Raw genomic sequence first — 16,884 nt, forward strand, 5'->3', positions numbered from 1 at the left:
TAAATATACCCAATTAGAACTAACTAAAACCACAAAAGCAGTTATGAATATTGCTTTAGGCTTAGGATTGATAAACCTTTAAGACAAAATCCTATTGATCATGTCGTTGCTCCGCGTACTCATAACCCTCTTTCCACCATTTTTCCATTAAGCGTTTGCTAAAAATCAATGAGTTCTCTGTAAGACTAGTTGGAGTATAATATAAATTCAATTTTACATTTCTATGTTTTGCTGCTAATTTTCCAATAATGATGTCATTTTTCTCTACTTGATCTAACAAATGACCAAACAGACTAATCATTAATGAAAATGGGTTTTTTCCTAAAACTTTTTGTTTCCCCAACGTCTCCGCTTCCAAAACAATAGCATCAACTTCGGTTGCTCCACGCCTTATAGCTTCTCTAATAGGTATTACACTGCCTAGTCCACCATCAGCATACTCATAACCATCAACTTTTGCTAAAGACATAAATGGAATATAGTTACAAGAAATCCATATCCAATTACAGAATTCCTCGTACGAACACTCTTGAATGGATTTATACTCAACACGATTCATAGACAAGTTTGAAACCGTCACTACAACATCATGCTTTTCTTTTCTAATTTTTAAATACTCTTCGTAAGTTACATGCTTTCTAATGTGTCTTCTTAAGGCCTTGCTTTCGCCAAAAGTACGTCTCCGTCTCATAAATTGCCAAAGTGAATTCACAAAATCAATAGACACATATTCTCTATCTCCTTTTTTTCGTTGTACAAAAGGACTGATACTAAAAATATCGTGCTGCTGTACGTTTGTAAAAATATCGTAGAGCTTTCCAATTTCATTTACGGCTAAATGTGGCACTAATAGACTTCCTGTAGAAGTCCCTAAAAACATATCGTAATTATGTTTTTCGCGTTCCATTAAATATTGCGCAACACCACCTGCAAACGCACCTTTACTTCCTCCACCAGATATTACTAAAGCTCGCATTAGTTTTTATTTTGTTCTAATTTTTCAGATAATTCTTTTGCAAACTTAACCAATCTCCAGTTATGATGTGACTTTGCTGATTCTAAATTCTTTTTACAATCTTCATTACAAGATTTAATTAGATCTAAATATTTAAATGCATTAATTCTTACATCTGCATTATATGATGCATCTGTATAATTAACTAACTCATTAAACAACTCATATTTACTATCGGCTTCATAATAAGGTGTATTTAAATTTAAAACAATCCACAGCATACGCACATTCTTATCACTAAAACCAACGATTTTTCTAGTTTTTGCAAGATATTTAGCACGTTCTAAAGGAAAATTCACCCAAAGATTATAAAGTGCTTTCTCAATAGTGATATAAGATTTATCATTAAGCAAAGACTCGTAATCTTCCTTTAACGATGCAGGTATTATAGTTACATGTTCCGAAATGGCTTGCCTAACTATAAAACTATTTTTAAAGGTATCTGAAGTCACCAACTCTGGCACTTGCGATATCACCTTTACTTTAGCTTCATCTGAAACATAATACTTAAGATAATCTGCACATTTAGAAGATTTAGCTTCACAGTCTACCATTGCATACTCATTTACAAACACGGATTGTCTTTTTAAAATTGTAAAAGCTTCATCGTAAGGAAAGGCTTTATTTTTAATCCAGTAATTAACAAAACTCGTTAAGGATTTCCCATACAGTTTTTCAACTTCCTCAATAAAATCTGACGTTTCTACATTTTCAAATTGGTACTTATTCAAGTAATTTTTAACAGCTTTCTTAAAAACGACATCACCAACTTTATCTCGTAGCACATGTAAAACCCATGCTCCACGTTGATAAAATGTTAAACTACTAGATTTAGGATCTAGTAGTGATGTACCGTTACCCGAAAGATCTTGCCTACTTAAATCAAGTACAGACTCAAGCAATTTATAATAGAAGTAATTATCACCAAAAACATCACGCTCTGCCAAAAGTGCATAATAGGTTGCAAATCCTTCTTGTAACCAATGATGTTCACCAGATTTAGCTGTCACCAGATCACCAAACCATTGATGCGCCAACTCGTGTGCATTAACGTTTACGTAGTTTTTATCGTTAAAAGCAATAGCATCAACAACAAAAGCATCTGAAAAAATTGTAAGACTTGTATTCTCCATACCTGCATATAAAAAATCGTGTACTGGCACTTGCTTATAGTTTTGCCAAGGATAGGCAACACCTATTTCTTCTTCTAAAAAATCGAACATTTGTTTAGAATAGCGATAAGTAGGCTCAACTTTTAAGGAATCTTCGGGATAAAAGTAGTATTCTAACGGAATACCACTTTTAGAAGTTTCTGTTTTTTTATTGTATTTACCAATTACTAATGCTGCTAAGTAGCTAGACATTGGTTGTTTCATATCGTATTTCCAAGTCGTTAAGGAATCTCCAACATGCTTATCTATTAGTTTTCCATTAGCCAAAACCTCATAATCATTTTGGTATGTAATTGAAAAATCATACTCAATTTTATCATTTACATCATCTAAACTTGGCAACCAATTACTGGTGTATTTGCCCTGTCCTTGCGTCCAGATTTGATTGTCATTATCCCTATTAAGAAAATAAAGTGCCTTTTTAGGATTAGCTTCAAATTTTAAACTTAAAACATTGTCTTTAGAAGGCTTAAACTTATGAATCAACCAAAACTTATCGTTCTCAACATAATAATTAATGCTATCATTATTATTCAACGACACTATGTAACCATTAATATTTTTCGAATCTAAAAATATAGAATCAACTGGCTTGAGTACATCAAACATATAATCTACCTTACCTGTTACCTTTTTTAAATTTTCATCAAAAGCATCTAGCGAAACTTCGGCTTTCTTAAAATCTACATATTCTGTTTGCTGAGCATAAAGAACACTCGATACAAATACATAAAATACAACAACAATTTTCTTCATAAATTAAAAATAAGCAAGAATAAGACCAAAATACAATATTAAGTCATTGCAGAGAAGCCTCACTCAAATTATATGATTTCTATCTTTGATAATAGCCAAATAAAAACACGAAATTTATTCTGTCTTGTATATTTAAACTAGACATAATTATAAATATTAAATGACAATTCTTTCTAAGCAACATTAAGCAAAAACCGAAAAAAGAATGATCTTATTGTGTCCTTAAATGGCTAAAAAAAAACTTATCAACTAAATGATAAATATCATTATAACTTTAACATTTAATCTCTACATTTATATAACAATTAGCTCTAAATAACTAATACCTCATTAAAACAAATATAATGAACACCAACCCATTTGAAATTGGCTATTACTATGACGATGAATTAAAATCATTGGGATTTAAATCTATTGGTTCTAATGTTAAGATTGCCAAGAATTGTTTAATTGTTGGTATTCCAAACATCTCAATTGGCAACAATGTAATTATTGATTCTTTTTGCTCAATTATAGCTTCTGGAAAAGGTTATTTAACAATAGGTTCTTATGTACATGTTGCATCCTTTTGTCATTTACTAGCTTCTGAAGGCATTGAATTAAAGGATTTCTGCGGAATATCTCAAGGTGTAAAAATATATAGTAAAACAGATGATTACTCTGGAAATTCACTAACAAACCCAACAATTCCTAACACCTATAAATCTATAAAGAAAGGAAAAGTTATAATTAACGAGCATAGCATTATTGGCGCAGGTTGTGTTATTCTTCCTAACGTTACTATTGGCGAAGGTACGTCGGTTGGAGCCTTATCACTTATTGGGTCTAATTTAGACTCATGGACCATCTATGTTGGTAATCCTCTAAAAAAACTCACAAAGAGATCTAAAAACTTATTACAAAAAAAACAAGATTTCCTTGCTGATTTAGAACAAAACAAGAACTAATTACGATACATGCATTTCAGCGTCAAAATGTATTAATTAATCAAATTTAATATGTAAAAATTGATGCAAGTATCACATTTAACTATCTTTAATATGCCTATTATTTTTATTAACTCCAAACTAAATGAACAACACTATGATGAATGTAGACACAGACCTAAAATCTAAGATAAAAGACTACATTATTGAATCTACATTAGACGATGTAGAAAAAATAAATGACAATACACTTATTTTTGAAGAAGGCATCCTTGACTCTATGGGATTACTGTTTTTAATTGAATTTTTAAAGGATGAATTCAATATTGAAACTAATGATGAAGAACTTGTAGTTGAAAATTTTCAATCTATCAATAGTATTTTGAATTTCGTAGAACAAAAGATTTAATTTATAATTTATAAATCTCGTATTATGTGTGGGATTTCTGGCTTTTATAATTGTAATTTAAGTCCAGACAATAAAACTAATATATTAAGGCATATGCTTACAAGAATTAAGCATAGAGGACCTGATGAAAGTGGAATTTACCTAGCTAAAAAAGTTGGGCTTGGTAGCGTTCGCCTAAGCATAGTAGACTTAGCAACAGGCACAATGCCATTGTCTAATGCCGACGAGTCATTATGGATTGTATTTAATGGCGAAATCTTTAACCATATAGAATTAAGAGAAGAACTATTAGCAAAAAACCACACCTTCAAAACACAAAGCGACACGGAAGTAATTGTTCATTTATATGAAGAATACGGTCCGGAGTTTCTTAATAAATTAAATGGCCAATTCGCTATTGCTATTTGGGATAAAACTAAACAAGAATTATTTTTAGCAAGAGACAGAGTTGGTATTAGACCACTGTTTTACACCACAATTGGAAACACTTTTGTATTTGCTTCTGAAATTAAATCCTTTTTAGAATTCCCTGGGTTTCATCCAAAGATTTCCGAAAAAACATTATCAGAATATTTCACATTTTGGACATCATTATCCGCTGACACAATTTTTGAAGGAGTCTCTGAGTTGCCGCCAGGAAGCTACATGACTATTAATGCGCATTCAAAATCCATTAAAACCTACTGGAAGCTACCTATTACAAAGCCGAACGAATATCAATTTAACACTCCAAAAGAAGCCGCAGAAGCGTTTGAAACTATATTTACTGATGCTGTAAAATTAAGATTAAGAGCAGATGTACCAGTTGCAGCCTATTTGAGTGGCGGCTTAGACTCTAGTATTACTACGGCTTTTATAAAAAAAATATCACCAAATAATCTTCGTACTTTTTCAATTGGTTTTACGGAAAAAGATTTTGACGAGTCATCATACCAAAACATTGCTAGAGATTATTTTGAGATACAGCATTCTAGCGTCACCTGCACCCCTAAAGACATTTCAGATAGTTTTAAAAATGTCGTTTGGCACGCAGAAGCACCACTGCTACGTACAGCTCCTACTCCAATGAGTATATTAGCCAAAAGCGTAAGAGATCAGAATATCAAAGTGGTGATTACCGGAGAAGGTGCAGATGAACTTTTTGGAGGTTACAACATATTTAAAGAAACCAAGATTAAACACTTTTGGGCTAAAGATCCGCAATCTAAGTATCGTCCATTGTTGCTAAAAAAACTATATCCATATATTCCACAAATTAGCAAAGCGAATAACAACATATTAAAACTCTTTTTTGGATATAAACTGAGCGAGACCTCATCACCTATTTACTCACATTTATTGCGATGGAATAACACCTCTCGCATCAATAATTACTTATCTAAAGACTATAAAATAGCCATTTCTAATTACCATCCAATTTCTAAAATTGAAGAACAATTAAAAGACCAACTAAACGGTTACGATTACCTCACAAAAGCGCAGTGGATTGAGATGACCTTTTTTATGTCTAAATATTTATTGTCTTCACAAGGAGATCGCATGGGAATGGCAAACTCTATAGAAGGTCGCTATCCATTTTTAGACCACAGAGTGATTGAGTTTTGCATGCAATTAAATCCAGATCTAAAACTTAAAGGCCTAAATGAGAAATATCTTTTAAAATATATGATGAAAGGCAGAATCCCAGAATCCATATTAAACAGATCTAAACAAGCCTATAGAGCACCAATAAGAAGTACTTTCTTTTCTGAAGAGATGCCTCCCTATTTAAGCAGCATGTTATCTGAAGAAAACATTACAGGTTATGGAATTTTTAATCTAGACTTTGTAAATCAGCTCATAAATAAAATGAAACTAAACAAACAAGTTTCTGAAATTGATAATATGGCAATTACAGCCGTTTTATCAACTCAAATATTATATGACCTATTTATTAATAAATCAATTCCAAAACTACAAGAGCATGAGCTCGTAATACTGAATAAAACAATAATAGATTCATCAACTATAACAATAAACTAATTATGAAAACACCAAATAAACCTTTTTCTAAAGACATATTGCATATTGAAAATATTGAAATCGTTTGCAATGACATCATAAAAAAACTAAAAACAGATGTTGCAAAAAAATTGCAACGTAGAGGTGCTGTGATTGGCATTAGCGGAGGCATTGACTCATCTGTTTGTTTGGCATTATCAGCTAAAGCTTTTGGACCAAATAAGGTTACAGCCATCATGCTGCCTGAACAAGACTCAAGTGATGACAGCAGAATACTTGCCGAAAAATTAGCAGCAAAATTTGATGTTACTGACACCTTAGTAGAGGATATTACACAAGCTTTAAATGGTTTTGGCTGCTACCAAAGACGAGATGAAGCTATCGCTAGAGTTATTACTGATTTTAACCCAACTGTTGATAAAGCAAAAATTGAAATAAAACAAGAGGCAGCCTCTAATTTACCACCAGCCTTTTCCGTAACGGTTATAAAACCAAATGGAGAAGTTATAAGTAAATTATTACCCGTTAGAGAATACCTTCAAATTGTAGCATCTACAAACTTTAAACAACGCAGCCGAATGAGCATGCTTTATTATCACGCAGAACGGTTACATTATGCCGTAATTGGCACACCAAACAAACACGAAGTAGAACAAGGCTTCTTTGTTAAACATGGTGATGGAGCTGCAGATGTAATGCCAATTGGTCATTTATACAAAACACAAGTTTATCAAATCGCAAAACATTTAGGAGTACCTCAAGAAATTATAGACAGAACACCTACCACAGATACCTATACCGCAGAACAAACCCAAGAAGATTTCTTTTATCAAATGCCATTTAAACAAATGGATCTCATGTGGTATGGTTGGGAGAACAACTATTCAGCTGAAGAAGTTAGTAAAGTGATGAATAAAACTAAAGAAGAGATTGAGAGCATCTATAAAAACTTTGAGCGCAAAAAAAAGACTACCGAATACTTAAGAATGCGACCAATATTTTAAAAACCTATTCTTATGAATGTTTTTGATTACCTGTTTAACACCTCTAAAAATCTTGATAAGGATTTCTTATTAGGCTCAAAAGAAACAGCCTCTTTTAAAAAATTATATAACGATAGTTTAAGTCTTGCATCGTACTTAAGAGATTCCGTAGGCGAAGGTCAAAACATCCTATTAATAAGTTCAAACTCTGCTTTTTTTATAACCGCCTATTTAGGAATTTTAAAATCTGGAAATACATGTGTTCCTATAGATTTTTCTATTGAACAAAGTAATTTAGATTACATAATTGACACTACAGAAAGTAAAACCATTTTTGTAGATAAATTAGCGCAACGAAAATTAGAATTCAATTCAGAAATCAATCTAATTGACGAAAACAAAAAACCACAACTAATTAAAAATAAAATAAATAAAACCATTACCTCAACTATTAGTTTAAATACTATTGCAGAGATAATTTTTACTTCTGGCTCTACAGGAAAACCCAAAGGCGTCATGATTAGCCATCATAATATCATATCAAACACTAATTCTATAATTGAATATCTTAAGCTGAGCTCCAAGGACATTATGGCAGTTGTATTGCCGTTCTATTACTGTTATGGCCTATCATTATTACATACACATTTAAAAGTTGGAGGTTCAATTGTTATAAACAATAATTTTATGTTTCTAGGAACAGTAATCAACGATTTAAAAAACTATAATTGCACTGGTTTTGCTGGAGTTCCTAGTCATTTTCAAATCCTATTAAAAAAATCGCAATCTTTTAAAACTGAAGCATTCCCAAGTTTAAGATATGCGACACAAGCTGGCGGAAAACTACATTCCGTTTTTATTGACGAATTCACAACAACACTCCCTACCAAAGAGCTCTTTATCATGTACGGACAAACTGAAGCCACAGCGCGCTTAACTTATTTACCTCCAGAATTCATAAAAACAAAAATAAGTTCTATAGGAAAAGCCATACCAAATGTTGAATTAAAAATTATTAATAAGAATGGGGAAATCACAAAAACCAACGAAGAAGGCGAATTATTAGCGCGTGGAGAAAACATTATGTTAGGTTATTACAAAGATGAAACAGCAACCAACCTAGCCATAAAAAATGGCTGGCTCCACACTGGTGATTTAGCGAGAATAGACGACGATGGTTTTATATACATTGTAGCACGTAAAAAAGAAATCATAAAAGCAGGTGGAAAAAGAATAAGTCCAAAAGAAATTGAAGAAGTAATTCTATCTATACCAGAAGTCATAGACTGTACAATCTCTGGTTACGAAGACGACCTTCTAGGAGAAGCCATACAAGCTATAATCACACTTAACACTTCAATTAACGAAAACGAAATAAAGGAAAGCATATTAAAAAAATGCGCCAAAAACTTAGCCTTTTACAAAATACCTCAAAGGATTATTTTTGAAAAAACGATACAAATGAGTGCTACCGGCAAGAAAAAGATTAATTAAATTCTACAATTAAGACTCCTACGTTTTCAGACACAACAAAATCAACTGGTTTGTAAACTTATTCGATAGGATATTATTTTATAATCAATTTCTTAGTTTTTACTTCATTTTTGTTAAATACTTTTACAATATATACACCTGAAGTTACAGTAGAAGCGTCCAAAGTATTAAACGCACTAGACTCATCTAAGGTCTTACTTATAATGAGTCGTCCTTGTATATCATATAAGTTAACACTAGTAGTACCACTTAAATTTCCGCTTATAATTACCTCTCTAGGGCTTGATGATGCATATATAACCAGATTATCCCAATTAATAGTTGCTACAGCTAATATAGAAGATGAAAACCTAAGAAAAAAACGACCTACACCACTTAAATCATCAATTGGAGTAAAAATATAATTCGAATCATTTAATAAAATTTGCGTATTAGTTGTGGTATCTTCTAAGTACACATTTATATTTCCTGGCAATGTTGATACGTCATCAATACCAATACTTAGTTGAACACCTCCTGCCGCATTTATTCCAAGCGGAATCACAACATCACTTAAATCTATAAAAGGTAAGGTTTGAATCGCCAAATCTAAGCCACTATTTTCTTCTACTAAATTTGAATAAATTGAAAATTCTGCCTCATTCCCATAATATAAACCTGCATCGTAGCCATTATCCAAACCTCGTGTAGTGCCTTCTATAAAAAAAACATCTGTTGAAGCCAACTTATCGTTTGTATTAGCAAGACTTAGCTTACACAGCACAGCGCTATTAGCTGATGATCTATTTAAAATAAAATCATCCGAAGATCCCGATACTCGCATTGCTGTAGTAAAATCAACCGATCCTCCTCCAGATTTTGCTTTCACAAAGAAACCTTGACCAGGAGCAATTAATTCAACTAAACTCCCTTCTTCAATCGTTGCTTGATTCCATACAGTCCAACCATCAGAAGCATCTCCATCATAACCATATATAGCCTGAAATGGACCTGAGGAATTAAACTCATCTTTATTAGCTTGAAAAAAAGTATCAAAATCAATATACGATGGATACGGATTCCCAATAAGATTCCAACCAAAACCAGCTGCGGTATCCAAAACAGAAACACCTAAAACATCAGCAGACCCTATACTTCCTGTGAAATTTAGATTACTACCAGTATCTGTTGCCGCTCTAAAACCTATACCACTAGCTATTAATGTCCCATTATTAACAGTTGTATCATAATTTTCATAATTACCTGTTGTAGTATTATATGGAGCAAAAGCACGTACAGTTCCTGATGCTGCTAAATCAGCATTCGCAGTATTAAAATCACCAAAATTTTGACCTATAAGTGGTGCCGAAATTAAATCATTAGAACCAGCCGGAAATACTTGAGCTGTATACCTACTATAACTCACCGTACCATATATTGTTCCATTAGAAATTATACTCGAAAAAGATTGTGATGTAGAGTTAAGAGCGACTGTATTTGTTGTTAAAACAACACCAGAATTTACAGTAATTGAAGCACCCGCGTTTACAATAAGATTATTGCAGTTTAAATCATTGTCCAAAACTAAATCTCCTGAATCTACGATAACATCATCTATCATTGTGGATACTCCCGTGGGATTACTAGGAGACCAGCTACCTGAATAAGTGTATACAACAGCCAATGGTGTTATTGTATGTATACCAAGATCTGAACATGAATCTTGAGAAGAATTAGACCATTGAGCTGAAATATAAGTTGTACTTGGCTCTAAAATATCTGGATCTCTTATTAATGTGGTATTCACAGCAAAATTGCCGCTTCCACCACCTAAAGTTCCAATAATATCAATTAAAACATCGTTATTAAATAATCCTACAGGATCGTTTCCATTAAATTGAAACACTGAAGAATTTGTTAAATCATCAACCGCACTAGTGACGCATGTACTTGTATTTATAGAATTGTTTGCAACCACATATACATCTCCATCAGTGATTTGCGCGCTACTAGGAAAAGAATACACCGTTGTATCCCAACTTGCATTTCCATTTACACTTTTTTTGATAGTATAAGTTGATAAATCTACTGTTGCTCCTGTAAAATTCGCAATCTCTAAGACCTTATTATTACTACTTCCTTCTACATATTCCGAAATAAACAATTCCGTTGCTCCACTTGATCCTTCAAGTGTTGCCGTACAATCTTGATTGCTCACTGCAGATATATTTCCGGATGCATCTTTAGCAAAGAGTGTAAAACAATAGCTAGTTTCACTATTGAGTCCTGTAACCGTATAGAAGGTTGCCGTTGAATTTGTATTCACATAAAAAGAACCATCTACAAAAATATCGTAAGAGGTTACAGCTATATTATCTGTAGATGCTGTCCAAGTTAGATCTACAGTACTTGATGTAGGGTTAGATGCCACTAAATTTGTTGGATCAGTTGGATCTTCAGTATCTGCGATTGGATTCCAAATTAAGTTAGCATATTCTGGGTGACTGATAAAAGGGTTTGCATTTCCTTGAAAATTATATGCTGCATTATTTCTATCAATATCTCTTTGATCTACTGGGTCAACATTATAATGCCAATCTAATAGCATATCAATTGCCCAATTTTCAAAAACATGATCTTCAGTGCCATCAAACATATCAAATGGATAGCCATCTACAGTGGTTTCATATCTGGTTGCAAAATATAATAATGCTCTAGCGACATCACCTTTAAATTCATCAATAGGCTCAAAAACAGTTCCCGAATACCCAGAAACGGAACTACTCCCTAGCTTAGAGCCATTTGAAGAGGTCGCTGAAACTGATGCCACGGTTCCAAAAGGATAATTACTTCTTAACCCATTCACTTTTCCATCAGTTGGGTAAACTTGATGAACATCATTTCTCATTGGTGACGCCTCGTTAAACACTGATTGCGGTACAATATGCTCTCTGTTATAACAATCACCTTCTATTGAATATGTTCCACATTGATCAGAGCCTTGAGTAAAATTATACACATCAGAACCAGTTGGGTTTTCAGAATAGATATCTAAAATAGTATTATCATTTTCATAATACAAATCTCTATCTGTGGTTTGGTAGGCCACCCAAAGACCACCATAACCTTGATCACTATGCCCAGTAGTAATAATATTATTAAGTTGCGTTTTTAATGTGTATCCACTTAAACCATTTGCAGAATCATAATAATCTGTAGGTACCTGTGAATATACATTTGTCGCTAATACTAAAATGAATAAAAAATAAAATTGTTTCATTAAATTTGAGGTAAAATAATTTTGACTAAACTATAATTTTAACAGACCAAATACAAAGCTTATCGACAACACACCAATATAATTAACTTTTGGAGGTTTTTTCTTTCTAAAATCATCAAATAAAATCTGTCAAAATAAATCTAATTATATGCAAACGAGATAGATTCAGATAATAATCTACTCATTTATGAGAATAAAATCAGCTAAAGAAAAAATTCACCTAACCGACAACAAATCAAATTCTAATTTAAAAAGGAATTTGGTAAATTCGCATTTATGAGTGTGAATCTACAAACTCCCATTGATTATCTCAAAGGCGTTGGCCCAAACCGAGCAGATTTATTGCGCTCAGAGTTAGGTATACAAACATATCAAGACCTCATAAATCTATTTCCTAATCGCTATATAGATCGCACTAGATATTACAAAATAAACGAATTGCAGCGCAACAACGCTGAAGTTCAGATCATTGGTGTTATTACCGGATTTAAAGAAGTCGCTCAAAAACGAGGCAAACGCTTAGTCGCTAGTTTCAAAGACGACAGTGGAATGATGGAACTCGTATGGTTTAGAGGACAGAAATGGATACGGGAAAATCTAAAAATAGGTCAACCTTATGTAATTTTCGGAAAAACCAATTGGTTTAGCGGTAAATACAGCATGCCACATCCCGAAATTGAATTGAAATCAGAACACGAAAGTAATTTGCGTTCTGCCATGCAAGCCATTTACCCTTCTACCGAAAAACTATCAAATAAAGGAGTTACCAATAAAGTTGTAACCAATATAATGCAGCAATTATTTTTAGAAACCAATGGTCGATTTATTGAGACCTTACCTGATTCAGTAATGACTGAATTAAAATTAATTTCGAAATCAGATGCCCTTTTTAATATTCATTTTCCGAAGACTCCAGAGCTATTAGCAAGAGCTCAATTTCGATTAAAATTTGAAGAATTATTTTACATTCAGCTGCAATTAATTATTAAAAATCTTATCCATAAATCAAAAATAAAAGGCTTCTCTTTTGATAAAGTTGGCAACTATTTTAACACCTTTTACAAAGACCATTTACCCTTTGAATTAACCAATGCACAGAAGCGTGTTTTAAAAAAAATTAGACTCGATTTAGGTAGTAATGCACAGATGAATCGACTTTTACAAGGAGATGTGGGCTCAGGTAAAACCATTGTTGCCTTTATGTCAATGCTTATGGGACTTGACAATGATTTTCAATGTTGCCTAATGGCTCCGACTGCTATTTTGTCAGCTCAGCACCACCAAGGAATAAGTGAATTATGCAAACCATTAAACATCAGTGTTTCACTACTAACTGGTTCAACTAAAACTTCAGATAGAAAAATAATTCATGAAAATCTAGAAAATGGCAATTTACAGATCTTAATTGGCACACATGCACTACTTGAAGATAAGGTAAAATTCAAAAATCTAGGCCTCGCCATTATAGATGAACAGCACCGTTTTGGAGTCGCACAACGAAGTAAATTATGGCATAAAAATGAATTGCCTCCAAACGTTTTGGTTATGACTGCTACTCCAATTCCGAGAACCTTAGCCATGTCCGTTTACGGAGACTTAGACATCTCAGTAATTGACGAATTACCTGCAGGTAGAAAACCGATAAAAACAGTGCATCGTTATGATAATAATCGACTGAAAGTTTTCAAATTTATGAAAGATGAAATCGCTTTAGGAAGACAAATTTATATCGTCTACCCCTTAATTCAAGAAAGCGAAAAAATGGATTATAAGGATTTAATGGATGGCTACGAAAGTGTCTCTAGAGAATTCCCTATGCCAGATTATCAAATTTCGATTGTACATGGTAAAATGAAACCAGCCGACAAAGATTACGAAATGCAACGTTTTGTAAAAGGCGAAACTCAAATTATGGTAGCCACTACAGTAATTGAAGTTGGAGTTAACGTGCCCAATGCTTCGGTAATGATTATTGAAAGTGCAGAACGCTTTGGTTTATCGCAATTACACCAATTACGTGGACGTGTTGGTCGTGGTGCAGAACAGAGTTATTGTATTTTAATGACGAGCCACAAATTGAGTCAGGATAGTAAAACCAGACTGGAAACCATGGTACGTAGCAGTGATGGCTTTGAAATTGCTGAAGTGGATTTAAAACTGCGTGGACCTGGTGATATTATGGGCACACAACAAAGTGGTATTTTAAATTTACGTATTGCAGACATTGTTAAAGACAAAGACATCTTAGAACAATCGCGCTATTACGCTAAAAGTATTCTAAAACAAGACCCTAGTTTAGCCGCGCCAGAACACAAAGTTATTTTACACACTTACAGACAGATGAGCAAATACCGCAATATTTGGAATTATATTTCTTAATCGCATCTCACCGATAGTGCAAACCAACCTAGTCCGCAATAAAAAAAAGAGACGCATAATGCGCCTCTTTCCCCTACTTAACTTAACCTAACTAACCTAATATTACGCTGTTTGCGCTTCGTGCTTACCTTCATAAACTTCTTCTACTAATTTCGCATTAAATGCTGGTAAATCCTCTGGAGATCTACTAGTAACTAATCCAGAATCTACTACTACTTCTTCATCTACCCAATTAGCTCCTGCATTAATCATATCTGTTTTTATTGAACTGTAAGATGTAATTTTTCTACCTTCTAAAACTCCAGCTTCTGCCAATAACCATGGTGCATGGCAAATCGCTGCAACTGGCTTATGATTTTCGAAAAATGACTTTACAAAATCGACAGCTTTTTTATCTTTTCTTAACAAATCTGGATTGATTTGGCCACCTGGAAGCATTAAAGCGTTATAATCGTTTTGACTCACCTCACTTAACGTTTTATCAACTTTATAAGATGTACTCCAATTTCCATCAGACCACCCTTTTATTTCGCCAGACTCTAAAGACACAATATGCACTTCTGCTCCTGCTTCTTCTAAAGCCTTTTTTGGTTCTCTTAATTCACTTTCTTCAAATCCGTTTGTTGCTAATATTGCTACTATTTTTTTATTTAAATTTTCCATTTTCTTTTAATTTTAGAATTATTGTACTTTAATTTAATTGTGAAATTTGTGTTACTGTATATAGGCAAAACCTAACTAACACTCATAGTCATTTCATTCATCGCCTCACCTATTAAAGTATCACCTTCAAGTATTTCAAAAGTTATATTACAAGGTGCATCATCATGCAAAGCTCTAACTAATGTTTGTGCCACATCTGCTCTACTAATTTCACCATGCTTATTCAATTTTTCCTTTAATTCAATTTTTCCTTTTCCTTCTGAATTATTCAAGGTACCAGGTCTTACGATAGTGTAATTTAATTTACTAGCCTTTAAATGCTGGTCTGCATTCTGCTTTGCTTTCATATAGTCTTCCATACCTTCTACTTCCTCAGGAGTATCAGCGCCCATTGAACTTAACATTACAAACTTTTTAACATTTGCCATTTTAGAGACTGCCATTAAACGTTTTGCACCTTCTTGATCTACTTCTACTACGTTTTTTCCGCCTGATCCTGCAGCGAAAACAACTTTATCAACTCCTTCTATTGCATGTGTTAAATCCTCGGTTAAATCAGCTAAAACAGTATCCACACCTTGAGACTTAAACTGCTCTATTTGCTCTTGCTTTCTTACCATTGCAATAGGATTAAAATATTGTGATGATTTTAGAAGGTTAACTATTTTTTTTCCAGTGGTACCGTTAGCACCAGCTAATAATATATTTTCCATAAATCTTTTTATTTATTGTTAATATAAAATGTACGTATGCCCTATTTTATATCTGTTTATATGATTCCATACAAAATTAAAGACTATAACTCCTACCTATTAACTTGTATGCAATTAATCTTAGCGCATATTAAAAACGCGATAATTTATAAAGCAGTCTTAGACAAATAAAAAAACATTAAGAGATGCTCGCCAAGAATAATACCATGGCATTAAAAAACAGATATGGTATAATTTAGAATTTAAATAAGCCTATTAAAAACAATTTGAAATTTAAAAATCATTATTTTTAGCATTACACAAAATGAAATTATAAATATTAAAATGAGTGCATTAAACAAGTTTGAACTCAAAGGAAAAATTGCTTTAGTAACAGGATGCAAAAGAGGAATAGGTAAAGCGATGGCAATTGCCTTAGCAGAGGCAGGCGCTGATATTATTGGTGTTAGTACATCACTAGAAAAACAAGATAGTGATGTAGAAAAGGAAATACTTGAGTTAGGAAGAAAATTTTCAGCATACCAATGTGATTTTAGTAACCGAGAGGCACTGCATAGCTTTATTAAAAAGGTAAAAACTGATTTCCCAATTATTGACATTCTCGTTAATAATGCTGGTACTATAAAGCGAGCTCCTGCCGCAGATCACGAAGACGACCTTTGGGATCATGTGATTGAAGTTAACCAAACAGCTCCGTTTATATTGACTAGAGAATTAGGCAAAGAGATGCTAAAACTAGGAAGTGGAAAAATAGTATTTATCGCATCCTTATTAACTTTTCAAGGAGGCATAAATGTACCTAGTTATGCTGCTAGCAAAGGAGCTATTGGACAATTAACCATGGCGTTTTCTAATGAATGGGCATCAAAAGGCATCAATGTAAATGCTATTGCTCCTGGCTACATTAACACAGACAATACCACTGATTTAAGAAAAGACACTAAACGATCTGAAGCTATTCTTTCTAGAATTCCCGCTGGACACTGGGGAGAACCAGAAGATTTATCAGGTCCAATTGTTTTTCTTTGCTCAGACGCCTCAAATTACATACATGGCAGCACGATACTTGTTGATGGAGGTTGGATGGGCAGATAATTTAAGGCTATAAAATGTT

12 protein-coding genes are annotated in these 16,884 nt (G+C 33.1%); 7 read left to right on the forward strand and 5 right to left on the reverse strand.

Annotation, left to right across the window (positions count from 1 at the left end; all coding sequences use genetic code 11):
* Positions 1 to 91 precede the first annotated feature (91 nt).
* On the reverse strand, positions 92 to 976 hold the full coding sequence (locus DFQ10_RS17605) for a patatin-like phospholipase family protein (RefSeq protein WP_115818755.1): 885 nt from the start codon (positions 974 to 976) through the stop codon (positions 92 to 94).
* On the reverse strand, positions 976 to 2,943 hold the full coding sequence (locus tag DFQ10_RS17610) for a M1 family metallopeptidase (RefSeq protein ID WP_115818756.1): 1,968 nt from the start codon (positions 2,941 to 2,943) through the stop codon (positions 976 to 978). Before DFQ10_RS17610 ends, DFQ10_RS17605 begins: the two co-directional genes overlap by 1 nt.
* Positions 2,944 to 3,287: 344 nt before the next feature.
* Between DFQ10_RS17610 and DFQ10_RS17615 the strand changes: the two genes are divergently transcribed.
* The 5 genes from DFQ10_RS17615 (at position 3,288) to DFQ10_RS17635 (ending at position 8,756) form a co-directional block, all read left to right on the forward strand.
* Positions 3,288 to 3,890, forward strand: coding sequence for an acyltransferase (locus tag DFQ10_RS17615; protein ID WP_115818757.1), 603 nt, complete (start codon positions 3,288 to 3,290; stop codon positions 3,888 to 3,890).
* Between the two features lie 136 nt (positions 3,891 to 4,026).
* The gene (locus tag DFQ10_RS17620; RefSeq protein ID WP_245940766.1) at positions 4,027 to 4,278 is read left to right on the forward strand and encodes an acyl carrier protein; all 252 of its coding nucleotides are present in this window, start codon (positions 4,027 to 4,029) and stop codon (positions 4,276 to 4,278) included.
* Positions 4,279 to 4,302: 24 nt separating this feature from the next.
* Positions 4,303 to 6,300 (forward strand): asparagine synthase (glutamine-hydrolyzing), encoded by a 1,998-nt coding sequence (gene asnB, locus DFQ10_RS17625; protein WP_115818759.1) that lies wholly within the window; start codon positions 4,303 to 4,305, stop codon positions 6,298 to 6,300.
* Positions 6,301 to 6,302: 2 nt separating this feature from the next.
* A complete protein-coding gene (gene nadE, locus DFQ10_RS17630; RefSeq protein WP_115818760.1) occupies positions 6,303 to 7,283 on the forward strand; it encodes an NAD(+) synthase in 981 nt (326 codons plus the stop codon).
* Positions 7,284 to 7,295: 12 nt separating this feature from the next.
* Entirely contained in the window at positions 7,296 to 8,756 is a 1,461-nt protein-coding gene (locus DFQ10_RS17635; protein WP_115818761.1) for an AMP-binding protein, read from the forward strand.
* Between the two features lie 73 nt (positions 8,757 to 8,829).
* Here DFQ10_RS17635 and DFQ10_RS17640 read toward each other — a convergent pair whose 3' ends face one another.
* Positions 8,830 to 12,015 carry an endonuclease gene (locus DFQ10_RS17640; RefSeq protein WP_115818762.1) on the reverse strand — a complete coding sequence of 1,062 codons (3,186 nt, stop codon included), beginning with the start codon at positions 12,013 to 12,015 and terminating at the stop codon, positions 8,830 to 8,832.
* A gap of 276 nt (positions 12,016 to 12,291) precedes the next feature.
* On the opposite strand from DFQ10_RS17640, the gene recG reads away from it, so the two are divergent.
* Entirely contained in the window at positions 12,292 to 14,394 is a 2,103-nt protein-coding gene (recG, locus tag DFQ10_RS17645) for an ATP-dependent DNA helicase RecG (RefSeq protein WP_115818763.1), read from the forward strand.
* A gap of 102 nt (positions 14,395 to 14,496) precedes the next feature.
* Here recG and DFQ10_RS17650 read toward each other — a convergent pair whose 3' ends face one another.
* Complete coding sequence (locus DFQ10_RS17650) at positions 14,497 to 15,057, reverse strand: type 1 glutamine amidotransferase domain-containing protein (RefSeq protein ID WP_115818764.1); 561 nt, start codon at positions 15,055 to 15,057, stop codon at positions 14,497 to 14,499.
* A 71-nt stretch (positions 15,058 to 15,128) separates the two neighbouring features.
* Complete coding sequence (locus DFQ10_RS17655) at positions 15,129 to 15,770, reverse strand: SDR family oxidoreductase (protein ID WP_115818765.1); 642 nt, start codon at positions 15,768 to 15,770, stop codon at positions 15,129 to 15,131.
* 324 nt (positions 15,771 to 16,094) lie between these two features.
* Here DFQ10_RS17655 and DFQ10_RS17660 point away from each other — a divergent pair, with 324 nt between their 5' ends.
* Positions 16,095 to 16,865 carry an SDR family NAD(P)-dependent oxidoreductase gene (locus DFQ10_RS17660; protein WP_115818766.1) on the forward strand — a complete coding sequence of 257 codons (771 nt, stop codon included), beginning with the start codon at positions 16,095 to 16,097 and terminating at the stop codon, positions 16,863 to 16,865.
* The last annotated feature ends 19 nt before the right edge of the window (positions 16,866 to 16,884 follow it).

The sequence above is a fragment of the Winogradskyella eximia genome (assembly GCF_003386165.1).
In the GTDB taxonomy this organism is placed as follows: Bacteria; Bacteroidota; Bacteroidia; order Flavobacteriales; family Flavobacteriaceae; genus Winogradskyella; species Winogradskyella eximia.

Bases quoted from the DNA above. Each gene is read 5' to 3' on its own strand.
- asnB (WP_115818759.1), top strand. From the start codon at position 4,303: ATGTGTGGGATTTCTGGCTTTTATAATTGTAATTTAAGTCCAGACAAT.
- DFQ10_RS17605 (WP_115818755.1), bottom strand. From the start codon at position 976: ATGCGAGCTTTAGTAATATCTGGTGGAGGAAGTAAAGGTGCGTTTGCA.
- DFQ10_RS17615 (WP_115818757.1), top strand. From the start codon at position 3,288: ATGAACACCAACCCATTTGAAATTGGCTATTACTATGACGATGAATTA.
- DFQ10_RS17650 (WP_115818764.1), bottom strand. From the start codon at position 15,057: ATGGAAAATTTAAATAAAAAAATAGTAGCAATATTAGCAACAAACGGA.
- DFQ10_RS17655 (WP_115818765.1), bottom strand. From the start codon at position 15,770: ATGGAAAATATATTATTAGCTGGTGCTAACGGTACCACTGGAAAAAAA.
- nadE (WP_115818760.1), top strand. From the start codon at position 6,303: ATGAAAACACCAAATAAACCTTTTTCTAAAGACATATTGCATATTGAA.
- recG (WP_115818763.1), top strand. From the start codon at position 12,292: ATGAGTGTGAATCTACAAACTCCCATTGATTATCTCAAAGGCGTTGGC.
- DFQ10_RS17640 (WP_115818762.1), bottom strand. From the start codon at position 12,015: ATGAAACAATTTTATTTTTTATTCATTTTAGTATTAGCGACAAATGTA.
- DFQ10_RS17660 (WP_115818766.1), top strand. From the start codon at position 16,095: ATGAGTGCATTAAACAAGTTTGAACTCAAAGGAAAAATTGCTTTAGTA.
- DFQ10_RS17635 (WP_115818761.1), top strand. From the start codon at position 7,296: ATGAATGTTTTTGATTACCTGTTTAACACCTCTAAAAATCTTGATAAG.
- DFQ10_RS17620 (WP_245940766.1), top strand. From the start codon at position 4,027: ATGATGAATGTAGACACAGACCTAAAATCTAAGATAAAAGACTACATT.
- DFQ10_RS17610 (WP_115818756.1), bottom strand. From the start codon at position 2,943: ATGAAGAAAATTGTTGTTGTATTTTATGTATTTGTATCGAGTGTTCTT.